Origin of the sequence: Brachybacterium sp. AOP24-D1-21 (assembly GCF_052378665.1) — a bacterium.
Lineage (GTDB): Bacteria > Actinomycetota > Actinomycetes > Actinomycetales > Dermabacteraceae > Brachybacterium.
In genome coordinates this window covers 295,440-310,200 of the sequence record NZ_JBQSXX010000001.1, presented here as the reverse complement: position 1 = coordinate 310,200, position 14,761 = coordinate 295,440, and the positions used below count along the sequence as shown (strand labels likewise).

The 14,761-nt window shown below is 66.6% G+C and carries 27 protein-coding genes; 26 read left to right on the top strand and 1 reads right to left on the bottom strand.

The window, feature by feature from the left end; all coding sequences use genetic code 11:
• The first annotated feature begins 1 nt into the window (after position 1).
• From rplD to rpsQ, 9 genes are read left to right on the top strand one after another with little or no spacing between them, the layout of a single operon-like run.
• The gene (gene rplD / locus ACT3UF_RS01535) at positions 2-934 is read left to right on the top strand and encodes a 50S ribosomal protein L4, sunset domain variant (RefSeq protein WP_444592094.1); all 933 of its coding nucleotides are present in this window, start codon (positions 2-4) and stop codon (positions 932-934) included.
• Complete coding sequence (gene rplW / locus ACT3UF_RS01530) at positions 931-1,233, top strand: 50S ribosomal protein L23 (RefSeq protein WP_441444682.1); 303 nt, start codon at positions 931-933, stop codon at positions 1,231-1,233. The genes rplD and rplW overlap by 4 nt, the downstream gene beginning before the upstream one ends.
• 46 nt (positions 1,234-1,279) lie before the next feature.
• The gene (gene rplB, locus ACT3UF_RS01525; protein ID WP_441444683.1) at positions 1,280-2,116 is read left to right on the top strand and encodes a 50S ribosomal protein L2; all 837 of its coding nucleotides are present in this window, start codon (positions 1,280-1,282) and stop codon (positions 2,114-2,116) included.
• Between the two features lie 18 nt (positions 2,117-2,134).
• Complete coding sequence (gene rpsS / locus ACT3UF_RS01520; protein ID WP_015776373.1) at positions 2,135-2,416, top strand: 30S ribosomal protein S19; 282 nt, start codon at positions 2,135-2,137, stop codon at positions 2,414-2,416.
• Between the two features lie 53 nt (positions 2,417-2,469).
• Positions 2,470-2,823 carry a 50S ribosomal protein L22 gene (gene rplV, locus ACT3UF_RS01515; RefSeq protein WP_299298804.1) on the top strand — a complete coding sequence of 118 codons (354 nt, stop codon included), beginning with the start codon at positions 2,470-2,472 and terminating at the stop codon, positions 2,821-2,823.
• Positions 2,824-2,833: 10 nt separating this feature from the next.
• Positions 2,834-3,685, top strand: a complete 852-nt coding sequence (gene rpsC / locus ACT3UF_RS01510; protein WP_441444684.1) for a 30S ribosomal protein S3 — start codon at positions 2,834-2,836, stop codon at positions 3,683-3,685.
• A 5-nt stretch (positions 3,686-3,690) separates the two neighbouring features.
• Complete coding sequence (rplP, locus tag ACT3UF_RS01505) at positions 3,691-4,110, top strand: 50S ribosomal protein L16 (protein ID WP_441444685.1); 420 nt, start codon at positions 3,691-3,693, stop codon at positions 4,108-4,110.
• Positions 4,110-4,343 carry a 50S ribosomal protein L29 gene (gene rpmC, locus ACT3UF_RS01500; RefSeq protein ID WP_345077038.1) on the top strand — a complete coding sequence of 78 codons (234 nt, stop codon included), beginning with the start codon at positions 4,110-4,112 and terminating at the stop codon, positions 4,341-4,343. Before rplP ends, rpmC begins: the two co-directional genes overlap by 1 nt.
• A gap of 20 nt (positions 4,344-4,363) precedes the next feature.
• Positions 4,364-4,690 (top strand): 30S ribosomal protein S17, encoded by a 327-nt coding sequence (gene rpsQ, locus ACT3UF_RS01495; protein WP_441444686.1) that lies wholly within the window; start codon positions 4,364-4,366, stop codon positions 4,688-4,690.
• A gap of 144 nt (positions 4,691-4,834) precedes the next feature.
• On the opposite strand, the gene ACT3UF_RS01490 is transcribed toward rpsQ, so the two are convergent.
• A complete protein-coding gene (locus tag ACT3UF_RS01490) occupies positions 4,835-5,242 on the bottom strand; it encodes a hypothetical protein (RefSeq protein ID WP_441444687.1) in 408 nt (135 codons plus the stop codon).
• A gap of 486 nt (positions 5,243-5,728) precedes the next feature.
• Between ACT3UF_RS01490 and rplN the strand changes: the two genes are divergently transcribed.
• From rplN to rpsK, 17 genes are all read left to right on the top strand, one after another.
• The gene (gene rplN, locus ACT3UF_RS01485) at positions 5,729-6,097 is read left to right on the top strand and encodes a 50S ribosomal protein L14 (protein ID WP_089064412.1); all 369 of its coding nucleotides are present in this window, start codon (positions 5,729-5,731) and stop codon (positions 6,095-6,097) included.
• A gap of 1 nt (position 6,098) precedes the next feature.
• Positions 6,099-6,485 carry a 50S ribosomal protein L24 gene (rplX, locus tag ACT3UF_RS01480; RefSeq protein ID WP_441444688.1) on the top strand — a complete coding sequence of 129 codons (387 nt, stop codon included), beginning with the start codon at positions 6,099-6,101 and terminating at the stop codon, positions 6,483-6,485.
• 1 nt (position 6,486) lies between these two features.
• On the top strand, positions 6,487-7,056 hold the full coding sequence (gene rplE / locus ACT3UF_RS01475) for a 50S ribosomal protein L5 (RefSeq protein ID WP_441444689.1): 570 nt from the start codon (positions 6,487-6,489) through the stop codon (positions 7,054-7,056).
• A gap of 1 nt (position 7,057) precedes the next feature.
• The gene (locus tag ACT3UF_RS01470; RefSeq protein ID WP_193103395.1) at positions 7,058-7,243 is read left to right on the top strand and encodes a type Z 30S ribosomal protein S14; all 186 of its coding nucleotides are present in this window, start codon (positions 7,058-7,060) and stop codon (positions 7,241-7,243) included.
• Between the two features lie 72 nt (positions 7,244-7,315).
• Positions 7,316-7,714 carry a 30S ribosomal protein S8 gene (rpsH, locus tag ACT3UF_RS01465; RefSeq protein WP_299298766.1) on the top strand — a complete coding sequence of 133 codons (399 nt, stop codon included), beginning with the start codon at positions 7,316-7,318 and terminating at the stop codon, positions 7,712-7,714.
• A 22-nt stretch (positions 7,715-7,736) separates the two neighbouring features.
• Positions 7,737-8,279 carry a 50S ribosomal protein L6 gene (gene rplF / locus ACT3UF_RS01460; RefSeq protein ID WP_441444690.1) on the top strand — a complete coding sequence of 181 codons (543 nt, stop codon included), beginning with the start codon at positions 7,737-7,739 and terminating at the stop codon, positions 8,277-8,279.
• 2 nt (positions 8,280-8,281) lie between these two features.
• The gene (rplR, locus tag ACT3UF_RS01455; RefSeq protein ID WP_441444691.1) at positions 8,282-8,668 is read left to right on the top strand and encodes a 50S ribosomal protein L18; all 387 of its coding nucleotides are present in this window, start codon (positions 8,282-8,284) and stop codon (positions 8,666-8,668) included.
• 37 nt (positions 8,669-8,705) lie between these two features.
• Positions 8,706-9,395 carry a 30S ribosomal protein S5 gene (gene rpsE / locus ACT3UF_RS01450; RefSeq protein ID WP_299298757.1) on the top strand — a complete coding sequence of 230 codons (690 nt, stop codon included), beginning with the start codon at positions 8,706-8,708 and terminating at the stop codon, positions 9,393-9,395.
• Positions 9,395-9,574, top strand: coding sequence for a 50S ribosomal protein L30 (gene rpmD / locus ACT3UF_RS01445; protein ID WP_441444692.1), 180 nt, complete (start codon positions 9,395-9,397; stop codon positions 9,572-9,574). Before rpsE ends, rpmD begins: the two co-directional genes overlap by 1 nt.
• A 1-nt stretch (position 9,575) precedes the next feature.
• On the top strand, positions 9,576-10,034 hold the full coding sequence (gene rplO, locus ACT3UF_RS01440) for a 50S ribosomal protein L15 (protein WP_441444693.1): 459 nt from the start codon (positions 9,576-9,578) through the stop codon (positions 10,032-10,034).
• A 153-nt stretch (positions 10,035-10,187) separates the two neighbouring features.
• A complete protein-coding gene (gene secY, locus ACT3UF_RS01435) occupies positions 10,188-11,492 on the top strand; it encodes a preprotein translocase subunit SecY (RefSeq protein ID WP_442331988.1) in 1,305 nt (434 codons plus the stop codon).
• Positions 11,489-12,094, top strand: coding sequence for an adenylate kinase (locus ACT3UF_RS01430; protein WP_441444695.1), 606 nt, complete (start codon positions 11,489-11,491; stop codon positions 12,092-12,094). The genes secY and ACT3UF_RS01430 overlap by 4 nt, the downstream gene beginning before the upstream one ends.
• Entirely contained in the window at positions 12,091-12,939 is an 849-nt protein-coding gene (gene map / locus ACT3UF_RS01425; protein ID WP_441444696.1) for a type I methionyl aminopeptidase, read from the top strand. The genes ACT3UF_RS01430 and map overlap by 4 nt, the downstream gene beginning before the upstream one ends.
• Before the next feature lie 330 nt (positions 12,940-13,269).
• A complete protein-coding gene (gene infA / locus ACT3UF_RS01420) occupies positions 13,270-13,491 on the top strand; it encodes a translation initiation factor IF-1 (protein ID WP_299298742.1) in 222 nt (73 codons plus the stop codon).
• 22 nt (positions 13,492-13,513) lie between these two features.
• A complete protein-coding gene (gene rpmJ / locus ACT3UF_RS01415) occupies positions 13,514-13,627 on the top strand; it encodes a 50S ribosomal protein L36 (protein WP_299298739.1) in 114 nt (37 codons plus the stop codon).
• 216 nt (positions 13,628-13,843) lie between these two features.
• A complete protein-coding gene (gene rpsM, locus ACT3UF_RS01410) occupies positions 13,844-14,218 on the top strand; it encodes a 30S ribosomal protein S13 (RefSeq protein WP_441444697.1) in 375 nt (124 codons plus the stop codon).
• A gap of 104 nt (positions 14,219-14,322) precedes the next feature.
• Positions 14,323-14,727 carry a 30S ribosomal protein S11 gene (gene rpsK / locus ACT3UF_RS01405; protein ID WP_441444698.1) on the top strand — a complete coding sequence of 135 codons (405 nt, stop codon included), beginning with the start codon at positions 14,323-14,325 and terminating at the stop codon, positions 14,725-14,727.
• The last annotated feature ends 34 nt before the right edge of the window (positions 14,728-14,761 follow it).

Sequence of the window (14,761 nt, the reverse complement as noted above, 5' to 3'; positions counted from 1 at the left end):
GATGGCAGCGAATCTCTCTGTCGACGTGCTCGATCCGGCCGGCAAGAAGTCCGGCTCCGTCGAGCTGCCTGCGTCGATCTTCGACGTGCAGACCAACGTGCCCCTGATCCACCAGGTGGTCGTCGCCCAGCAGGCGGCCGCTCGTCAGGGCACGCACAAGACCAAGACCCGCGCCGAGGTGCGTGGTGGCGGTAAGAAGCCCTGGAAGCAGAAGGGCACCGGTCGTGCCCGTCAGGGCTCGCTCCGTGCGCCGCAGTTCGCCGGCGGTGGCGTCGTCCACGGCCCCGTGCCGCGTGACTACAGCCAGCGGACCCCGAAGAAGATGAAGGCCGCCGCCCTGCGCGGAGCCCTCTCGGACCGCGCCCGCAACGGCCGCATCCACGTCATCTCCTCGCTGCTCGAGGGTGACGTCGCGTCCACCAAGGCCGCCCGCCAGACCCTGGCGAACGTCTCCGACCGTCGCCACCTGCTGGTGGTCGTGCGTCGCGATGACGATCTCGGCGCGCTGAGCTCGCGCAACCTGCCTGCCACCCACGTCCTGTACGCGGACCAGGTGAACACCTACGACGTCATGCTTTCCGACGACGTGGTCTTCACCGCCGCTGCGCTCGAGGACTTCGTGGCCCAGGCAACCCTGTCCCTGTCCACCTCGACCTTCGCCGCTGCGAAGGCTGCACCGGCTGCTGCCGCTGCCGCCCCGGCTGCTGCGCAGGAGGCCCCCTTCGGTGAGGGATCGGCGGCCCCGCTGGCCGACGACTCCGCACCTGAGGGCTTCACGATCAAGGGCAACCAGGACTCGATGAAGTTCCACACCCCGGACTCCCCGTGGTACGGCCGTACCAAGGCCGAGGTCTGGTTCGCGACTGAGGAGGCCGCCAAGGCCGCCGGGTTCGTGAACGCAGTCAAGGAGTCCACCGAGGAGGAGTCGAAGTGACCTCGCTGAACAAGGACCCCCGCGACATCCTGCTGGCCCCGGTCGTCTCCGAGAAGAGCTACGGGCTGATGGACGAGGGCAAGTACACCTTCCTGGTGGCTGCCGACGCCAACAAGACCGAGATCAAGATCGCCGTCGAGAAGGTCTTCGACGTCACGGTCTCCTCGGTGAACACGATCAACCGTCAGGGCAAGACGCGCCGCACGCGCTTCGGGACCGGCAAGCGCAAGGACACCAAGCGCGCCATCGTCACCCTGACTGACGGAGCCATCGACATCTTCGGAGGGTCGGTCGCCTGAGGCGGCCGATATCCGAGGAGCCGAAGAGAGTCTGAGGGAATCCCACATGGCAATTCGTAAGAGCAAGCCGACCACGCCCGGTCGTCGTTTCTCGAGTGGCGCCGACTTCGTCGAGGTCACCCGATCCACGCCGGAGAAGTCGCTGGTCCGTCCGCTGTCCAAGTCCGGCGGTCGTAACAACAACGGTCGTATCACCTCCCGTCACCGGGGCGGTGGCCACAAGCGGGCCTACCGCGTGATCGACTTCCGCCGCCACGACAAGGACGGCGTCAACGCGAAGGTCGCTCATATCGAGTACGACCCCAACCGCACCGCGCGCATCGCACTGCTGCACTACCTGGACGGCGAGAAGCGTTACATCCTCGCGCCGGCCAAGCTGCGTCAGGGCGACTGGATCGAGAACGGTCCAGGCGCGGACATCAAGCCCGGCAACAACCTGCCGCTGCGCAACATCCCGCTGGGCACCGTGGTCCATGCCATCGAGCTTCGGCCCGGTGGCGGTGCCAAGATCGCCCGCAGCGCCGGCGCCTCCGTGCAGCTGGTCGCCAAGGAAGGACCGTATGCGCAGCTGCGCATGCCGTCCGGCGAGATCCGCAACGTCGATGCGCGCTGCCGCGCGACCATCGGCGAGGTCGGCAACGCCGAGCAGTCCAACATCAACTGGGGCAAGGCCGGCCGCATGCGCTGGAAGGGCAAGCGCCCTCACGTGCGTGGCGTCGTCATGAACCCGCACGATCACCCGCATGGTGGCGGCGAGGGCCGTACCTCCGGTGGTCGTCATCCGGTGTCGCCCTGGGGTCAGCCCGAGGGCCGTACCCGTCGGCCGGGCAAGGAGAGCGACAAGCTCATCGTGCGCCGTCGTCGGACCGGCAAGAAGCGCTGATAGGGAGAACCAGGAACTATGCCTCGCAGTATCGCCAAGGGCCCCTTCGTGGACGACCACCTTCAGAAGAAGGTGGATGTCCAGAACGAAAAGGGCACCAAGAACCTCATCAAGACCTGGTCGCGTCGTTCGGTCATCACCCCGGACTTCCTCGGCCACACCTTCGCAGTGCACGACGGTCGCAAGCACGTCTCGGTGTTCGTCACCGAGTCGATGGTCGGCCATAAGCTCGGCGAGTTCGCTCCTACGCGGACTTTCAAGGGCCACGAGAAGGACGACAGAAAGGGCCGTCGTCGCTGACCTGAGGTCAGCACGGCAGCACGTCCCGACACCCAGAAGAAAGCAGGACAGCAATGGAAGCCAAGGCGCAGGTGCGGCATCTCCGCATGTCGCCCATGAAGGCTCGCCGCGTTGTGGACCTGATTCGTGGCAAGAGCACGGCCGAGGCCCTGGACATCCTGCGGTTCGCCCCGCAGGCCGCCAGTGAGCCCGTCCTCAAGCTCGTCGAGTCCGCGATCGCCAACGCGCGGGTGAAGGCTGATCAGGCAGGGGAGCGCTTTGACGAGCGCGACCTCGCCGTCGCCGCCGCCTTCGTCGATGAGGGTCCGACCCAGAAGCGGTTCCAGCCGCGTGCTCAGGGTCGAGCCTTCCAGATCAAGAAGCGCACCAGCCACGTCACCGTGGTCGTCGCTCCCGTGAACAAGTAAGGAGTCCCGAATGGGCCAGAAGGTCAATCCGAATGGGTTCCGTCTCGGGATCACGACGGAGCACAGCAGCCGGTGGTTCGCTGATTCCTCCAAGGAGGGTCAGCGCTACCGCGACTACGTGAAGGAAGACGTCGCGATCCGCACGCTCATGTCCAAGGGCATGGAGCGGGCTGGCATCTCGAAGGTCGAGATCGAGCGCACCCGTGACCGTGTGCGCGTCGACCTCCACACCGCCCGCCCGGGCATCGTCATCGGGCGTCGTGGCGCGGAGGCCGAGCGCCTGCGCGGTGAGCTCGAGAAGCTCACCGGCAAGCAGATCCAGCTGAACATCCTCGAGGTCAAGAACCCCGAGGCTGACTCTCAGCTGGTTGCTCAGGGCATCGCCGAGCAGCTCGCCGCCCGCGTTTCCTTCCGCCGTGCGATGCGCAAGGGCATGCAGTCCGCGCAGCGTGCAGGTGCGAAGGGCATCCGAGTGGCCGTCTCCGGTCGCCTCGGTGGCGCCGAGATGAGCCGTAACGAGTTCTACCGCGAGGGTCGCGTGCCGCTGCACACCCTTCGCGCGAACATCGACTACGGCTTCTACGAGGCCAAGACCGCCTTCGGCCGCATCGGCGTGAAGGTGTGGATCTACAAGGGCGACGTCACCGCCAAGGAGCTCGCGGCTCAGCAGGCCGCCTCGCAGGGTCCCCGCTCCGGCGGACGTGGCGCCCCGCGTGCAGAGCGCCCGCGTGGCCGTCGCAACGAGCGCAACGCCACCGCGCGTCGGGACGGCTCGGAGGGTGCAGCTCCGGCTGCTGCTCCGTCCGCTTCCGCCGAGCAGGCGGCACCCGCGCCCGTACAGCAGCCCGGAACGGAGGCCTGAGCGACATGCTGATCCCTCGCAGGACCAAGCACCGCAAGCAGTACCGACCGCACCGCAGTGGCATGTCCAAGGGCGGCACCGATCTCGCGTTCGGCGACTACGGCATCCAGGCTCTCGAGCCCGCCTATGTCACCAACCGTCAGATCGAAGCTGCACGTATCGCCATGACGCGCTACATGAAGCGTGGCGGCAAGGTGTTCATCAACATCTACCCCGATCGTCCGCTCACCAAGAAGCCTGCCGAGGTCCGCATGGGCTCCGGTAAGGGTTCGGTCGAGTGGTGGATCGCCAATGTCAAGCCGGGTCGAGTCATGTTCGAACTCGCCGGCGTCGAGGAGGAGGTGGCTCGCGAGGCACTCCGCCTGGCGCAGCACAAGCTCCCCATGAAGAGCCGCATCCTGAGCCGAGAGAGTGGTGACATCTGATGGCAGCGACCAAGCTCACCGCCGATGAACTCGACAAGCTGGACGACGCGAAGCTGGTGGAAGAACTTGCCAAGGGCAAGGACGAGCTGTTCAAGCTCCGTTTCCAGTCCGCGACCGGTCAGCTCGAGAACTCCGGCCGTCTGCGGTCCGTCAAGAAGGACATCGCACGGATCTACACGATCCTGCGCGAGCGAGAGCTGGGCATCCGTCAGGCGCCCGGCGCCGCCGAGTGACCGCGAAGCGAGGAACAGAGATGACTGACAACACCCAGGCCGAGACCCCGGCCGTCGAGGAGCTCGACAAGGAAGGCGCGCACGCGTCCTCCCACGAGCGTCCCTACCGCAAGACCCAGCGTGGCTACGTGGTCTCGGACAAGATGGACAAGACCATCGTGATCGAGGTCGAGGAGCGTGTGAAGCACGCCCGTTACGGCAAGGTCACGACCAAGACGAGCCGGTTCAAGGCTCATGACGAGGAGAACAGCGCCGGCATCGGCGACCGTGTCGTCGTCATGGAGACTCGTCCCACCTCCGCCACCAAGCGGTGGCGTCTGGTCGAGATCGTCGAGCGCGCCAAGTGATCGGGCGGTCCCAGTGACCGCTCCGTGATCCAGAGAAGGGCCGGTCCTCCCACAGGGAGGGTCGGCCCTTCTCTTCGTCTCTGCGCTGCTGCCGAGCTGGCCGCTGTGGCCGCGGGGGTGGTGCGCCGCGCCGTCCCAGCCGGGTCAGGCGGTCAACTGGATCAGCAGTGCGCCGGCAAGCGCATCTTCCGCTGCGGGCGCGGGGACCTCCCGGGTGGCGCCTTCGCCGTCGATCAGCGCGACGGCATAGCTGCCGTCCGCGGTGCGGCGTAGCGCGCTGAAGGATTCACCGAGTGCTGCGCGCAGCTGATCCTCCCGGGGGATCCAGAGCGCATCCTCCTGCTCCACGGAATCCAGCGCCCACTCGGTGGTCCCGTTGAACCGGAAGACCCGCTCTCCGCTGCGCCCATTCCCGAGCTCGATGACCATCGCCGAGAGCATGAAGGTCTCGTCCCGCAGCTGCTCGTTGTCGATGATGAAGAGGTCGCCGTCCGCCGGCGCCCACTGCAGTCCTGCGTCCCGCAGGCGCCGTGCGATGTCGATGTCGATCATGGGCACGAGCCTATGCCCCACCCCAGAATCTGCCGTGCCCGACCGGTGATCGCCGTCGTGGGGGAGTGTCGTGGGGGAGTGCTGCCGGCGGTGATCGGCAGGAGAGCAAGCACACACGGTTCGCCTCGGGGAGAAGGGGTGACAGCGGCTGGTGCGGCGCGTAGTCTTGAGCAGTTGCCGGACGGCTGTGCGCATGCATCCTCGGATGCTGGCGGATGGACGGCTGCGACAGGATCCGGTGTCACCAGATCCATCCTCCCCGGAGACCTCGCACGAGAAGCGAACGCTGTGCGTTCCTCACGCTAGTGCCTGAGTCCGGATGAGGAGTTTTTTGGTGCCCGGGACCGGTCGACGGTCACGCCTTTGGTCGAAGTTCTGCCCAGAGTCGGTGAAGTGCAATATGCAGTGTCCATATTCCGTTCCGCAAGGCTCGGCTCATCCGCTCCCGCGGGTGGGAAGAGAACCGGTGAGACGATAGGAGAACGAGTGATTCAGCAGGAGTCGCGACTGAAGGTCGCCGACAACACGGGTGCCAAGGAGATTCTCTGCATCCGTGTTCTCGGTGGCTCCGGTCGCCGTTACGCCAGCATCGGGGACACCATCGTGGCGACCGTCAAGGACGCCATCCCCGGTGGCAACGTCAAGAAGGGCGACATCGTCAAGGCGGTCGTCGTCCGCACGTCCAAGGAAGTCCGTCGCATCGACGGCTCCTACATCCGCTTCGACGAGAACGCAGCGGTGATCCTCAAGACCGATGGGGAGCCGCGCGGAACCCGCATCTTCGGCCCCGTCGGCCGCGAGCTGCGCGACAAGCGCTTCATGAAGATCGTCTCGCTGGCACCGGAGGTGGTGTGACATGGCAAAGATGAAGATCAAGAAGGGCGACCTCGTCCAGGTGATCACCGGTCGCACCAGCGACAGCGACACCGCCGCCAAGCGCGGTCTCGAGGTCGGCGACAAGGGCAAGCAGGGCCGTGTCCTGCAGGTGTTCCCCGATTCCCAGCGTGTGCTGGTCGAGGGCATCAACCGCCGCACGCACCATGTCAAGCCCAACCAGGCTGGCGGCGCGGGCGGCATCGAGCAGCGCGAGGCCTCGATCCACGTCTCGAACGTGGCTCTGGTCGACCCGGAGGACAACAAGCCGACCAAGATCGGTTACCGCGTCGAGACCCTCGAGCTCGAGAACGGCCGCACCAAGCAGGTGCGTGTCCGCTTCGCCAAGCGCTCCGGGAAGGACATCTGAGATGAGCGAGACTGCCACCCAGGCGACCACCCCGCGCCTCAAGAGCAAGTACAACGAGACCATCAAGGCTCAGCTGACCGAGCAGTTCGGTTACAGCAACGTCATGCTGGTCCCCGGTCTGACCAAGATCGTCGTGAACATGGGCGTCGGCGACGCCGCTCGCGACTCCAAGGTCATCGACGGTGCCATCCGCGATCTCGCGGACATCACGGGCCAGAAGCCCCAGGTCACCAAGGCTCGCAAGTCCATCGCGCAGTTCAAGCTGCGTGAGGGAATGCCGATCGGTGCCCACGTCACCCTGCGCAACGCCCGCATGTGGGAGTTCCTGGACCGCCTGCTGTCCACCGCGCTGCCCCGTATTCGTGACTTCCGGGGCCTGTCCCCGAAGCACTTCGACGGCAACGGGAACTACACCTTCGGTCTCACGGAACAGGTGATGTTCCACGAGATCGACCAGGACAAGATCGACCGCGTCCGCGGTATGGACATCACGGTCGTGACCACTGCGAAGACCGACGACGAGGGACGCGCGCTGCTCAAGCTGCTCGGCTTCCCCTTCAAGGAGAACTGATATGGCGAAGACAGCCCTGATCAAGAAGTCGGAGCGCAAGCCCAAGTTCGCTGTGCGCGGCTACACCCGTTGCCAGCGCTGCGGCCGTCCGCACTCCGTGTACCGCAAGTTCGGGCTCTGCCGAGTCTGCCTTCGCGAGATGGCTCACCGCGGTGAGCTCCCCGGCGTGACCAAGAGCAGCTGGTAAGGACTACCGCCAGAGGTCCCTCGTCGCATACATGGCGGCCGAGGGAAACCAGGTGAGGAAGAAGCAACAGACATGACCATGACCGACCCGATCGCGGACATGCTGACGCGGATCCGTAACGCCTCAGGGGCGTACCACGAGACCGCGTCCATGCCGTACTCGAAGTTGAAGGCCCGCATCGCGGACATCCTGAAGGCAGAGGGTTACATCCTCGGCTGGACCGAGGAAGAGGCCGAGGTGGGCTCCAAGCTCGTCCTCGAGCTCAAGTACTCGGACAGCCGTGAGCGTGCCATCTCCGGGATCCGTCGTATTTCGAAGCCCGGCCTGCGTGTGTACGCGAAGTCCACCAATCTGCCCAAGGTCCTCGGCGGACTGGGCGTGGCGATCCTGTCCACGTCCTCCGGCCTTCTGACCGACCGGCAGGCAGCCAAGAAGGGTGTGGGTGGGGAAGTCCTCGCCTACATCTGGTGAGCGGGAGAGGAGACAAACAGCTATGTCCCGCATCGGACGCCTGCCGGTCGCAGTGCCGGCCTCAGTCCAGAACGTCACCATCGAGGACCGCACCGTCACGGTGACCGGCCCCAAGGGCGAGCTCAAGCACATCGTGCCGGCTCCCCTCACCGTCGAGCGCGGTGAGGACGGCACCATCGTGGTGAGCCGCCCCGACGAGGAGCGCGAGAGCAAGGCCCTTCACGGCCTGACCCGCACCCTCATCAACAACATCGTCCTCGGTGTCACCGAGGGCTACACCAAGAAGCTGGAGATCGTGGGCACGGGCTACCGTGTCACCGCGAAGGGTACGGACCTCGAGTTCGCCCTCGGCTTCTCCCACCCCGTCGTGGTGAAGGCGCCCCAGGGCATCACCTTCGTCGTCGAGTCGCCGGCCAAGTTCTCGGTCAACGGCATCGACAAGCAGCAGGTGGGCGAGGTCGCAGCGAACATCCGCAAGCTGCGCAAGCCCGAGCCCTACAAGGGCAAGGGTGTGCGCTACGCCGACGAGGTCGTGCTCCGCAAGGCCGGAAAGGCTGGTAAGTGATCATGGGTTACGCACTCAAGCACACCAAGGGCAACCGCGGCAGCAAGCTGCGTTCGCGCGGCCGCCGTCACCTGCGGGTCCGTCGTCGCGTCGTCGGCACCGCCCAGCGTCCGCGCCTGGTGGTCACCCGCTCGGCACGCCACGTCTTCGTCCAGGTCGTCGACGACGCTCTCGGCAAGACCATCGCGTCGGCATCGACCATGGAAGCCGACCTGCGCGGCACCGAGGCAGCGAAGACCGACAAGGCCCGCACCGTCGGGACCCTCGTCGCTGAGCGTGCCAAGGCTGCCGGGATCGACTCCGTCGTGTTCGACCGCGGCGGCAACAAGTACCACGGCCGTGTGGCCGCCGTCGCAGACGGCGCCCGCGAGGCTGGCCTGGCGCTGTGATCGCCGCCCGGACACAGGACGAGAAGAGGATCTGAATATGGCTGCACAGCAGCGTAGCAACGGTCCCGCGGCCTCCGGCCGTGGGAACGACAACACGAACACCAGCAATGATCGCGGTGCCCGCCAGGGCGGCAACGATCGCGGTGGGCGTCAGGGTGGCCGCGGCCGCGGTCAGGAAGCCGAGAAGTCGGCATTCCTCGAGCGCGTCGTGAGCATCAACCGCGTGTCGAAGGTCGTCAAGGGCGGCCGTCGATTCTCCTTCACCGCCCTCGTGGTGGTGGGTGACGGCGACGGAACGGTCGGCGTCGGCTACGGCAAGGCCAAGGAGGTGCCCGCGGCGATCGCCAAGGGCGTCGAGGAGGCGAAGAAGAACTTCTTCCGCGTCCCTCGTATCCAGGGCACCGTGGTCCACCCGGTCCAGGGCGAGGATGCAGCAGGCGTCGTCCTGCTGCGCCCGGCCGCTCCCGGTACCGGTGTGATCGCCGGTGGCCCGGTCCGCGCCGTCCTCGAGTGCGCTGGAGTGCACGACGTGCTCTCCAAGTCGCTCGGCTCGACCAACGCGATCAACATCGTGCGGGCAACGGTCGCCGCGCTCAAGATGCTCGAGGAGCCGGAGGCCGTGGCAGCACGTCGTGGCCTCACGGTCGAGCAGGTCACCCCGGCACCGCTCCTGCGGGCCCAGGCCGCGGGTCGCGCTGCAGCCCGTGCACAGAAGGTGGGTGCCTGATGCAGATCAAGGTGACCCAGACCCGTTCTGACATCGGCGGCACCAAGAGCCAGCGAGCCACCCTGCGCGGCCTCGGCCTCAAGCGCATCGGTGACACCGTGGTGAAGGAAGACCGCCCTGAGATCCGCGGCATGATCCGCACCGTCACCCATCTGGTGACGTTCGAAGAGGTGGACTGACATGACTGATTCCAACCAGAGCCCTCTGAAGCTTCACGACCTGCGCCCCGCGCCGGGTTCGAAGACCGCACGCACCCGCGTCGGTCGCGGTGAGGCTTCCAAGGGCAAGACGGCCGGGCGTGGCACCAAGGGCACCAAGGCCCGCAACACGGTGCGCCTCGGCTTCGAGGGCGGGCAGATGCCGCTGCACATGCGGCTGCCGAAGCTTCGCGGCTTCACCAACCCGTTCCGCGTCGAGTACCAGGCAGTGAACCTGTCGACCCTGCAGGAGCTGTTCCCCGCGGGCGGCACCGTCACGGTCGAGGATCTCGTCGCCAAGGGCGCCGTGCGCAAGAACCAGCCCGTCAAGGTGCTGGGCGCCGGCGACGTGAGCGTCAAGCTCGACGTCACCGCCCAGAAGTTCTCCGCCTCGGCGGAGCAGAAGATCGCGGCGGCTGGCGGGTCCGTCACCACCGCGTGAGTCTCTTTTGACGGGGCACCGTGGCACGGAATATTCTGTGCCACGGTGCCCTGTCGTCATTTCGGGGCCGGTCCGATGGCCGCGCAATCCCGCGGCACCGGGACGGACCGTGACACCCTTGGTCCCGTCCCCGGACCTCCAGGAGGGAAACAGGTGAACTCGTTCGTGCGCGCGCTGCGCACCCCCGAGCTGAGAGCGAAGATCCTCTTCACACTCGGTCTGATCGCGGTGTATCGCCTCGGTGTCTTTATCCCCACCCCGGGATTCGACGCCTCCAACGTGATGTTCTGTGCTGATCAGGCCGCCTCGGCCGGTGGCTCCAACGTGCTGGGCATGGTCAACATGTTCTCCGGTGGTGCCCTGTTGCAGCTCTCCATCTTCGCCCTGGGCGTGATGCCCTACATCACCGCGTCGATCATCGTGCAGCTGCTGCGCGTGGTGATCCCGCGGTTCGAGGCCCTCCACAAGGAGGGGGCATCCGGTACTGCGAAGCTCACCCAGTACACCCGGTACCTCACCATCGGTCTGGGCATCCTCCAATCGACCACCATCATCACCCTGGTGCGCTCGGGCAACTTCTTCGTCGGCTGCCAGCTCGAGCTGGTTCCCGACCAGTCGATCCCGACCCTGCTGACCATGGTCCTGACCATGACCGTCGGCACCGTGCTGATCATGTTCATGGGTGAGATGATCACCGAGCGCGGCATCGGCAACGGCATGTCGCTGATGATCTTCACCTCGATCGCGTCCTCGTTCCCCGGCTCCTTCGGCCAGGTGTGGCAGCTGCAGGGCTGGCTGACCTTCTCCCTGGTCATCGTCGTGGCGCTGGTCGTCATGGTGGGCATGGTCTTCGTCGAGCAGTCTCAGCGGCGGATCCCCGTCCAGTACGCCAAGCGCATGGTCGGGCGCCGCATGTACGGCGGCACCTCCACCTACATCCCGGTCAAGGTCAACCAGGCCGGCGTCATCCCCGTCATCTTCGCGAGCTCGATCCTCGCGCTGCCGCAGATGGCCTCCTCCTTCGGTGATCCTGAGGCCCCCTGGGTGGCGTGGGTGAACACCCACCTCGTGCTCGGCTTCTCCTTCTCCTGGGTCTACGCCCTGGTGTACGTGACCCTGATCGTCTTCTTCGCGTTCTTCTACACCTCGATCACCTTCAATGCGGAGGAGATCGCGGACAACATGAAGAAGTACGGCGGGTTCATCCCCAACGTCCGCGCGGGCAAGCCCACCGAGAACTACCTGCGCTACGTGATCAACCGGATCCAGTCCGCCGGCGCGGTCTATCTCGCGGTGATCTGCCTGATCCCGCTGTTCGCTCTCGTCTATCTCGGAACCTCGCAGGACTTTCCGCTCGGTGGTGTGTCCCTGCTGATCATCATCGGCGTCGGCCTCGACACCGTGAAGCAGATCGATGCGAAGCTCCAGCAGCACCACTACGAAGGGATTCTTCGGTGAACACCCCCACCTCCGCCGCCTCGCCCGTCCAGGCCCGCCGCCTCCTGATCGTGGGCCCGCCCGGCGCGGGCAAGGGCACCCAGGCCGTGCGCCTCGCCGAGGAGCTGTCCATCCCGGCGATCTCCACCGGCGACATCTTCCGGGCCAACGTGTCCGGCGAGACCGAGCTCGGTGTGCTCGCGAAGTCCTACATGGACAAGGGCGAGTACGTTCCGGACTCGGTCACCAACGACATGGTCCGTTCGCGGCTCGGCGAGGCCGATGCCCAGGACGGCTTCCTGCTGGACGGCTACCCCCGCACCCTCGACCAGGTCGAGGCGCTGGACGGGATGCTCACCGAGCTGGGCACCACGCTCGATGCGGTGCTGCTGCTGGTGGTCGAGACCGAGGAGGTCGTGGGCCGCCTCGTCGAGCGTGGCGAGCAGCAGGGCCGCAGCGACGACACCGAGGAGACGATCCGTCGCCGGCTCGAGGTCTATGCGGAGCAGACCGCGCCGCTGATCGACGTCTACGAGAAGCGTGATCTGGTGCGCCGGGTCGACGGCATGGCAACGATCGACGACGTCACCGCGTCGCTGCGCGAGGCCCTCGCCGACCGATGAGCATCCTGCCGGAGCGCGTGGAGCTCAAGACCCCCGAGCAGATCCATGTGATGCGCCGCAGCGGGATGCTGCTGCACCGCGTCCACGAGATGCTCGCCGCGCAGATCCGGCCCGGCATCACCACGAACGAGCTGGACACCCTCGCCCACGACATGATCCGCGACGAGGGTGCGACCCCGAACTTCCTGGGCTACCAGGGGTACCCGGCGACGCTGTGCATCAGCGTCAACGAGGTCGTGGTCCACGGGATCCCCGATGAACGTCCGCTGGTCGAGGGCGACATCGTCTCGATCGACGGCGGCCTGATCATCGAGGGCTGGCATTCGGATGCGGCGCGCACCCACATCGTGGGCCGGGCGCGCTCGGTGGCCGATGAGGATCTGGTCCGCACCACGCGCGAGGCGCTCTGGGCCGGCATCGCCGCGCTCGCGACCGCGGACCGGGTGGGTCAGATCAGCGCCGCGATCGAGGACTACGTCGCTGAGGCGGCGGGGGAGTCCCTCTCCCACCTCGAGGGCTTCGGCGGGCACGGGATCGGTACGGCGATGCACCAGGCGCCTGACGTCATGAACTACCGCACCCGCTCCCGAGGGCCCCGGGTGCGCCCGGGGATGTGCCTGGCGATCGAGCCGATGCTGATCCAGGGTCCCGGCAACTGGACGCTGGACGATGACGACTGGACCGTGCGTGCCACCGCCGGGGGCCGTGCCGCCCACGCAGAGCACTCCGTGGCCGTGACCGAGCAGGGGCTGCTGGTGCTCACCGAGGGCGACGGCGGTGCCGCCGAGCTCGCGCGGCGGGGCATCGTGGCCGCGCCGGATCCGCTGGCCGACCCTGCTACGTGAGGACCAGGACGGGGCGCGGCCTTTCATCGCCTGGATTCCGGCCCGACGTGACCGGGGTCATCGCCTCTGCCTCTCGCCTGATCCGCGAGGCGCGTGTAGGCTGATCCATCGGGTGTGCTCCGTGCATGTCGTCCTCATCGCAGGTCGTGCAGTCCCGTCGCGCCGATCGATCCAACGGCTCAGCCGTGAAGATCAGCGAGGCCGACGACACGCACAACGCGCACCCTTGTCGACCACCGTACCGTCACCTGACGGTCGGTGAGCACAGCCTGAGTAATCAGGAACGCGGAACTCGGCACCGGCTTGCCGGGGGCGAGAGATTGGGGAGGCATGGCGAAGAAGGACGGCGTGATCGAGGTCGAGGGCTTGGTGACGGAGGCGCTCGCGAATGCGCGTTTCCGTGTCGAGCTCGACAACGGGCACAAGGTGCTCGCGCACATCTCCGGGAAGATGCGCCAGCACTACATCCGCATCCTTCCCGAGGACCGTGTGGTCGTCGAGCTGAGCCCCTACGACCTCGACCGTGGCCGCATCGTGTACCGCTACAAGTGATCGTCCCGGGAGAAGGAAAGCTATGAAGGTCAATCCGAGCGTCAAGCCCATCTGTGACAACTGCAAGGTGATCCGTCGCCACTCGCGCGTCATGGTGATCTGCTCGAACCCTCGTCACAAGCAGCGCCAGGGCTGAGCGGAGCACTCCGCACATCCCGGCAACTGTCGTGACAGCCGCCCCAGAGGCGGCAGCCCTGAAGGGCACCGTCCGATCCGTCGGACACACATAAAAGAAGAGACGACACCACCGGCCCTCGGGTCGGCTACCCGCAGCGCGGAGGCTGCGGCGTCCAGGGAACAGACCCGGGCGAGTTGTCGGATCAGGCCTCCGAGACAGTAGGAGAATCTGCACATGGCACGTCTGGTGGGAGTAGACCTTCCGCGCGAAAAGCGCCTCGAAGTCGCCCTGACGTACATCTTCGGCGTGGGACGCACCCGCGCCCTGGAGACCCTGGCCGCGACCGGCGTCTCTGGTGACCTGCGCGTGCGCGAGGTCAGCGACGAGGACCTCGTCAAGCTTCGCGATCACATCGAAGAGAACTACATGGTCGAGGGTGACCTGCGCCGCGAGGTCGCCGGTGACATCCGCCGCAAGGTCGAGATCGGCAGCTACCAGGGCCTGCGCCACCGCCGTGGTCTGCCGGTGCACGGTCAGCGCACCAAGACCAACGCGCGCACCCGCAAGGGCCCCAAGCGCACGGTCGCCGGCAAGAAGAAGGCCCGCTGATCCACGGCTTCCGCCGTCGGACCGCGAGTGTCTTCGGACCCGTAGTCACTTCGCGCCGCTGAGGGACCCGGCGCACCCGAAACCCACCAGAGGAGTACTGCCGCATGGCATCCAAGACCCAGCAGGCCGCTGCGCGCAAGCCGCGCCGCAAGGACAAGAAGAACATTGTCAACGGCCAGGCTCATATCAAGAGCACATTCAACAACACCATCGTGTCCATCACGGACCCGAACGGCGCCGTCATCTCCTGGGCCTCCGCGGGCCAGGTCGGCTTCAAGGGCTCGCGCAAGTCGACCCCGTACGCCGCGCAGATGGCCGCCGAGGCCGCCGCTCGCCGCGCCCAGGAGCACGGCATGAAGAAGGTCGACGTCTTCGTCAAGGGCCCGGGCTCCGGCCGCGAGACCGCGATCCGTTCGCTCACGGCGACCGGCCTCGAGGTCGGTTCGATCCAGGACGTCACCCCGCAGCCGCACAACGGCACCCGCCCGGCCAAGCGCCGCCGCGTCTGACCTCTACGGTCACGGCGGGGCTCTGCTCCCCGCT

Bases quoted from the DNA above. Each gene is read 5' to 3' on its own strand.
- rplD (WP_444592094.1), top strand. From the start codon at position 2: ATGGCAGCGAATCTCTCTGTCGACGTGCTCGATCCGGCCGGCAAGAAG.
- rplB (WP_441444683.1), top strand. From the start codon at position 1,280: ATGGCAATTCGTAAGAGCAAGCCGACCACGCCCGGTCGTCGTTTCTCG.
- rpsS (WP_015776373.1), top strand. From the start codon at position 2,135: ATGCCTCGCAGTATCGCCAAGGGCCCCTTCGTGGACGACCACCTTCAG.
- rplV (WP_299298804.1), top strand. From the start codon at position 2,470: ATGGAAGCCAAGGCGCAGGTGCGGCATCTCCGCATGTCGCCCATGAAG.
- rpsC (WP_441444684.1), top strand. From the start codon at position 2,834: ATGGGCCAGAAGGTCAATCCGAATGGGTTCCGTCTCGGGATCACGACG.
- rplP (WP_441444685.1), top strand. From the start codon at position 3,691: ATGCTGATCCCTCGCAGGACCAAGCACCGCAAGCAGTACCGACCGCAC.
- rpmC (WP_345077038.1), top strand. From the start codon at position 4,110: ATGGCAGCGACCAAGCTCACCGCCGATGAACTCGACAAGCTGGACGAC.
- rpsQ (WP_441444686.1), top strand. From the start codon at position 4,364: ATGACTGACAACACCCAGGCCGAGACCCCGGCCGTCGAGGAGCTCGAC.
- ACT3UF_RS01490 (WP_441444687.1), bottom strand. From the start codon at position 5,242: ATGATCGACATCGACATCGCACGGCGCCTGCGGGACGCAGGACTGCAG.
- rplX (WP_441444688.1), top strand. From the start codon at position 6,099: ATGGCAAAGATGAAGATCAAGAAGGGCGACCTCGTCCAGGTGATCACC.
- rplE (WP_441444689.1), top strand. From the start codon at position 6,487: ATGAGCGAGACTGCCACCCAGGCGACCACCCCGCGCCTCAAGAGCAAG.
- ACT3UF_RS01470 (WP_193103395.1), top strand. From the start codon at position 7,058: ATGGCGAAGACAGCCCTGATCAAGAAGTCGGAGCGCAAGCCCAAGTTC.
- rpsH (WP_299298766.1), top strand. From the start codon at position 7,316: ATGACCATGACCGACCCGATCGCGGACATGCTGACGCGGATCCGTAAC.
- rplF (WP_441444690.1), top strand. From the start codon at position 7,737: ATGTCCCGCATCGGACGCCTGCCGGTCGCAGTGCCGGCCTCAGTCCAG.
- rplR (WP_441444691.1), top strand. From the start codon at position 8,282: ATGGGTTACGCACTCAAGCACACCAAGGGCAACCGCGGCAGCAAGCTG.
- rpsE (WP_299298757.1), top strand. From the start codon at position 8,706: ATGGCTGCACAGCAGCGTAGCAACGGTCCCGCGGCCTCCGGCCGTGGG.
- rpmD (WP_441444692.1), top strand. From the start codon at position 9,395: ATGCAGATCAAGGTGACCCAGACCCGTTCTGACATCGGCGGCACCAAG.
- rplO (WP_441444693.1), top strand. From the start codon at position 9,576: ATGACTGATTCCAACCAGAGCCCTCTGAAGCTTCACGACCTGCGCCCC.
- map (WP_441444696.1), top strand. From the start codon at position 12,091: ATGAGCATCCTGCCGGAGCGCGTGGAGCTCAAGACCCCCGAGCAGATC.
- infA (WP_299298742.1), top strand. From the start codon at position 13,270: ATGGCGAAGAAGGACGGCGTGATCGAGGTCGAGGGCTTGGTGACGGAG.
- rpmJ (WP_299298739.1), top strand. From the start codon at position 13,514: ATGAAGGTCAATCCGAGCGTCAAGCCCATCTGTGACAACTGCAAGGTG.
- rpsM (WP_441444697.1), top strand. From the start codon at position 13,844: ATGGCACGTCTGGTGGGAGTAGACCTTCCGCGCGAAAAGCGCCTCGAA.
- rpsK (WP_441444698.1), top strand. From the start codon at position 14,323: ATGGCATCCAAGACCCAGCAGGCCGCTGCGCGCAAGCCGCGCCGCAAG.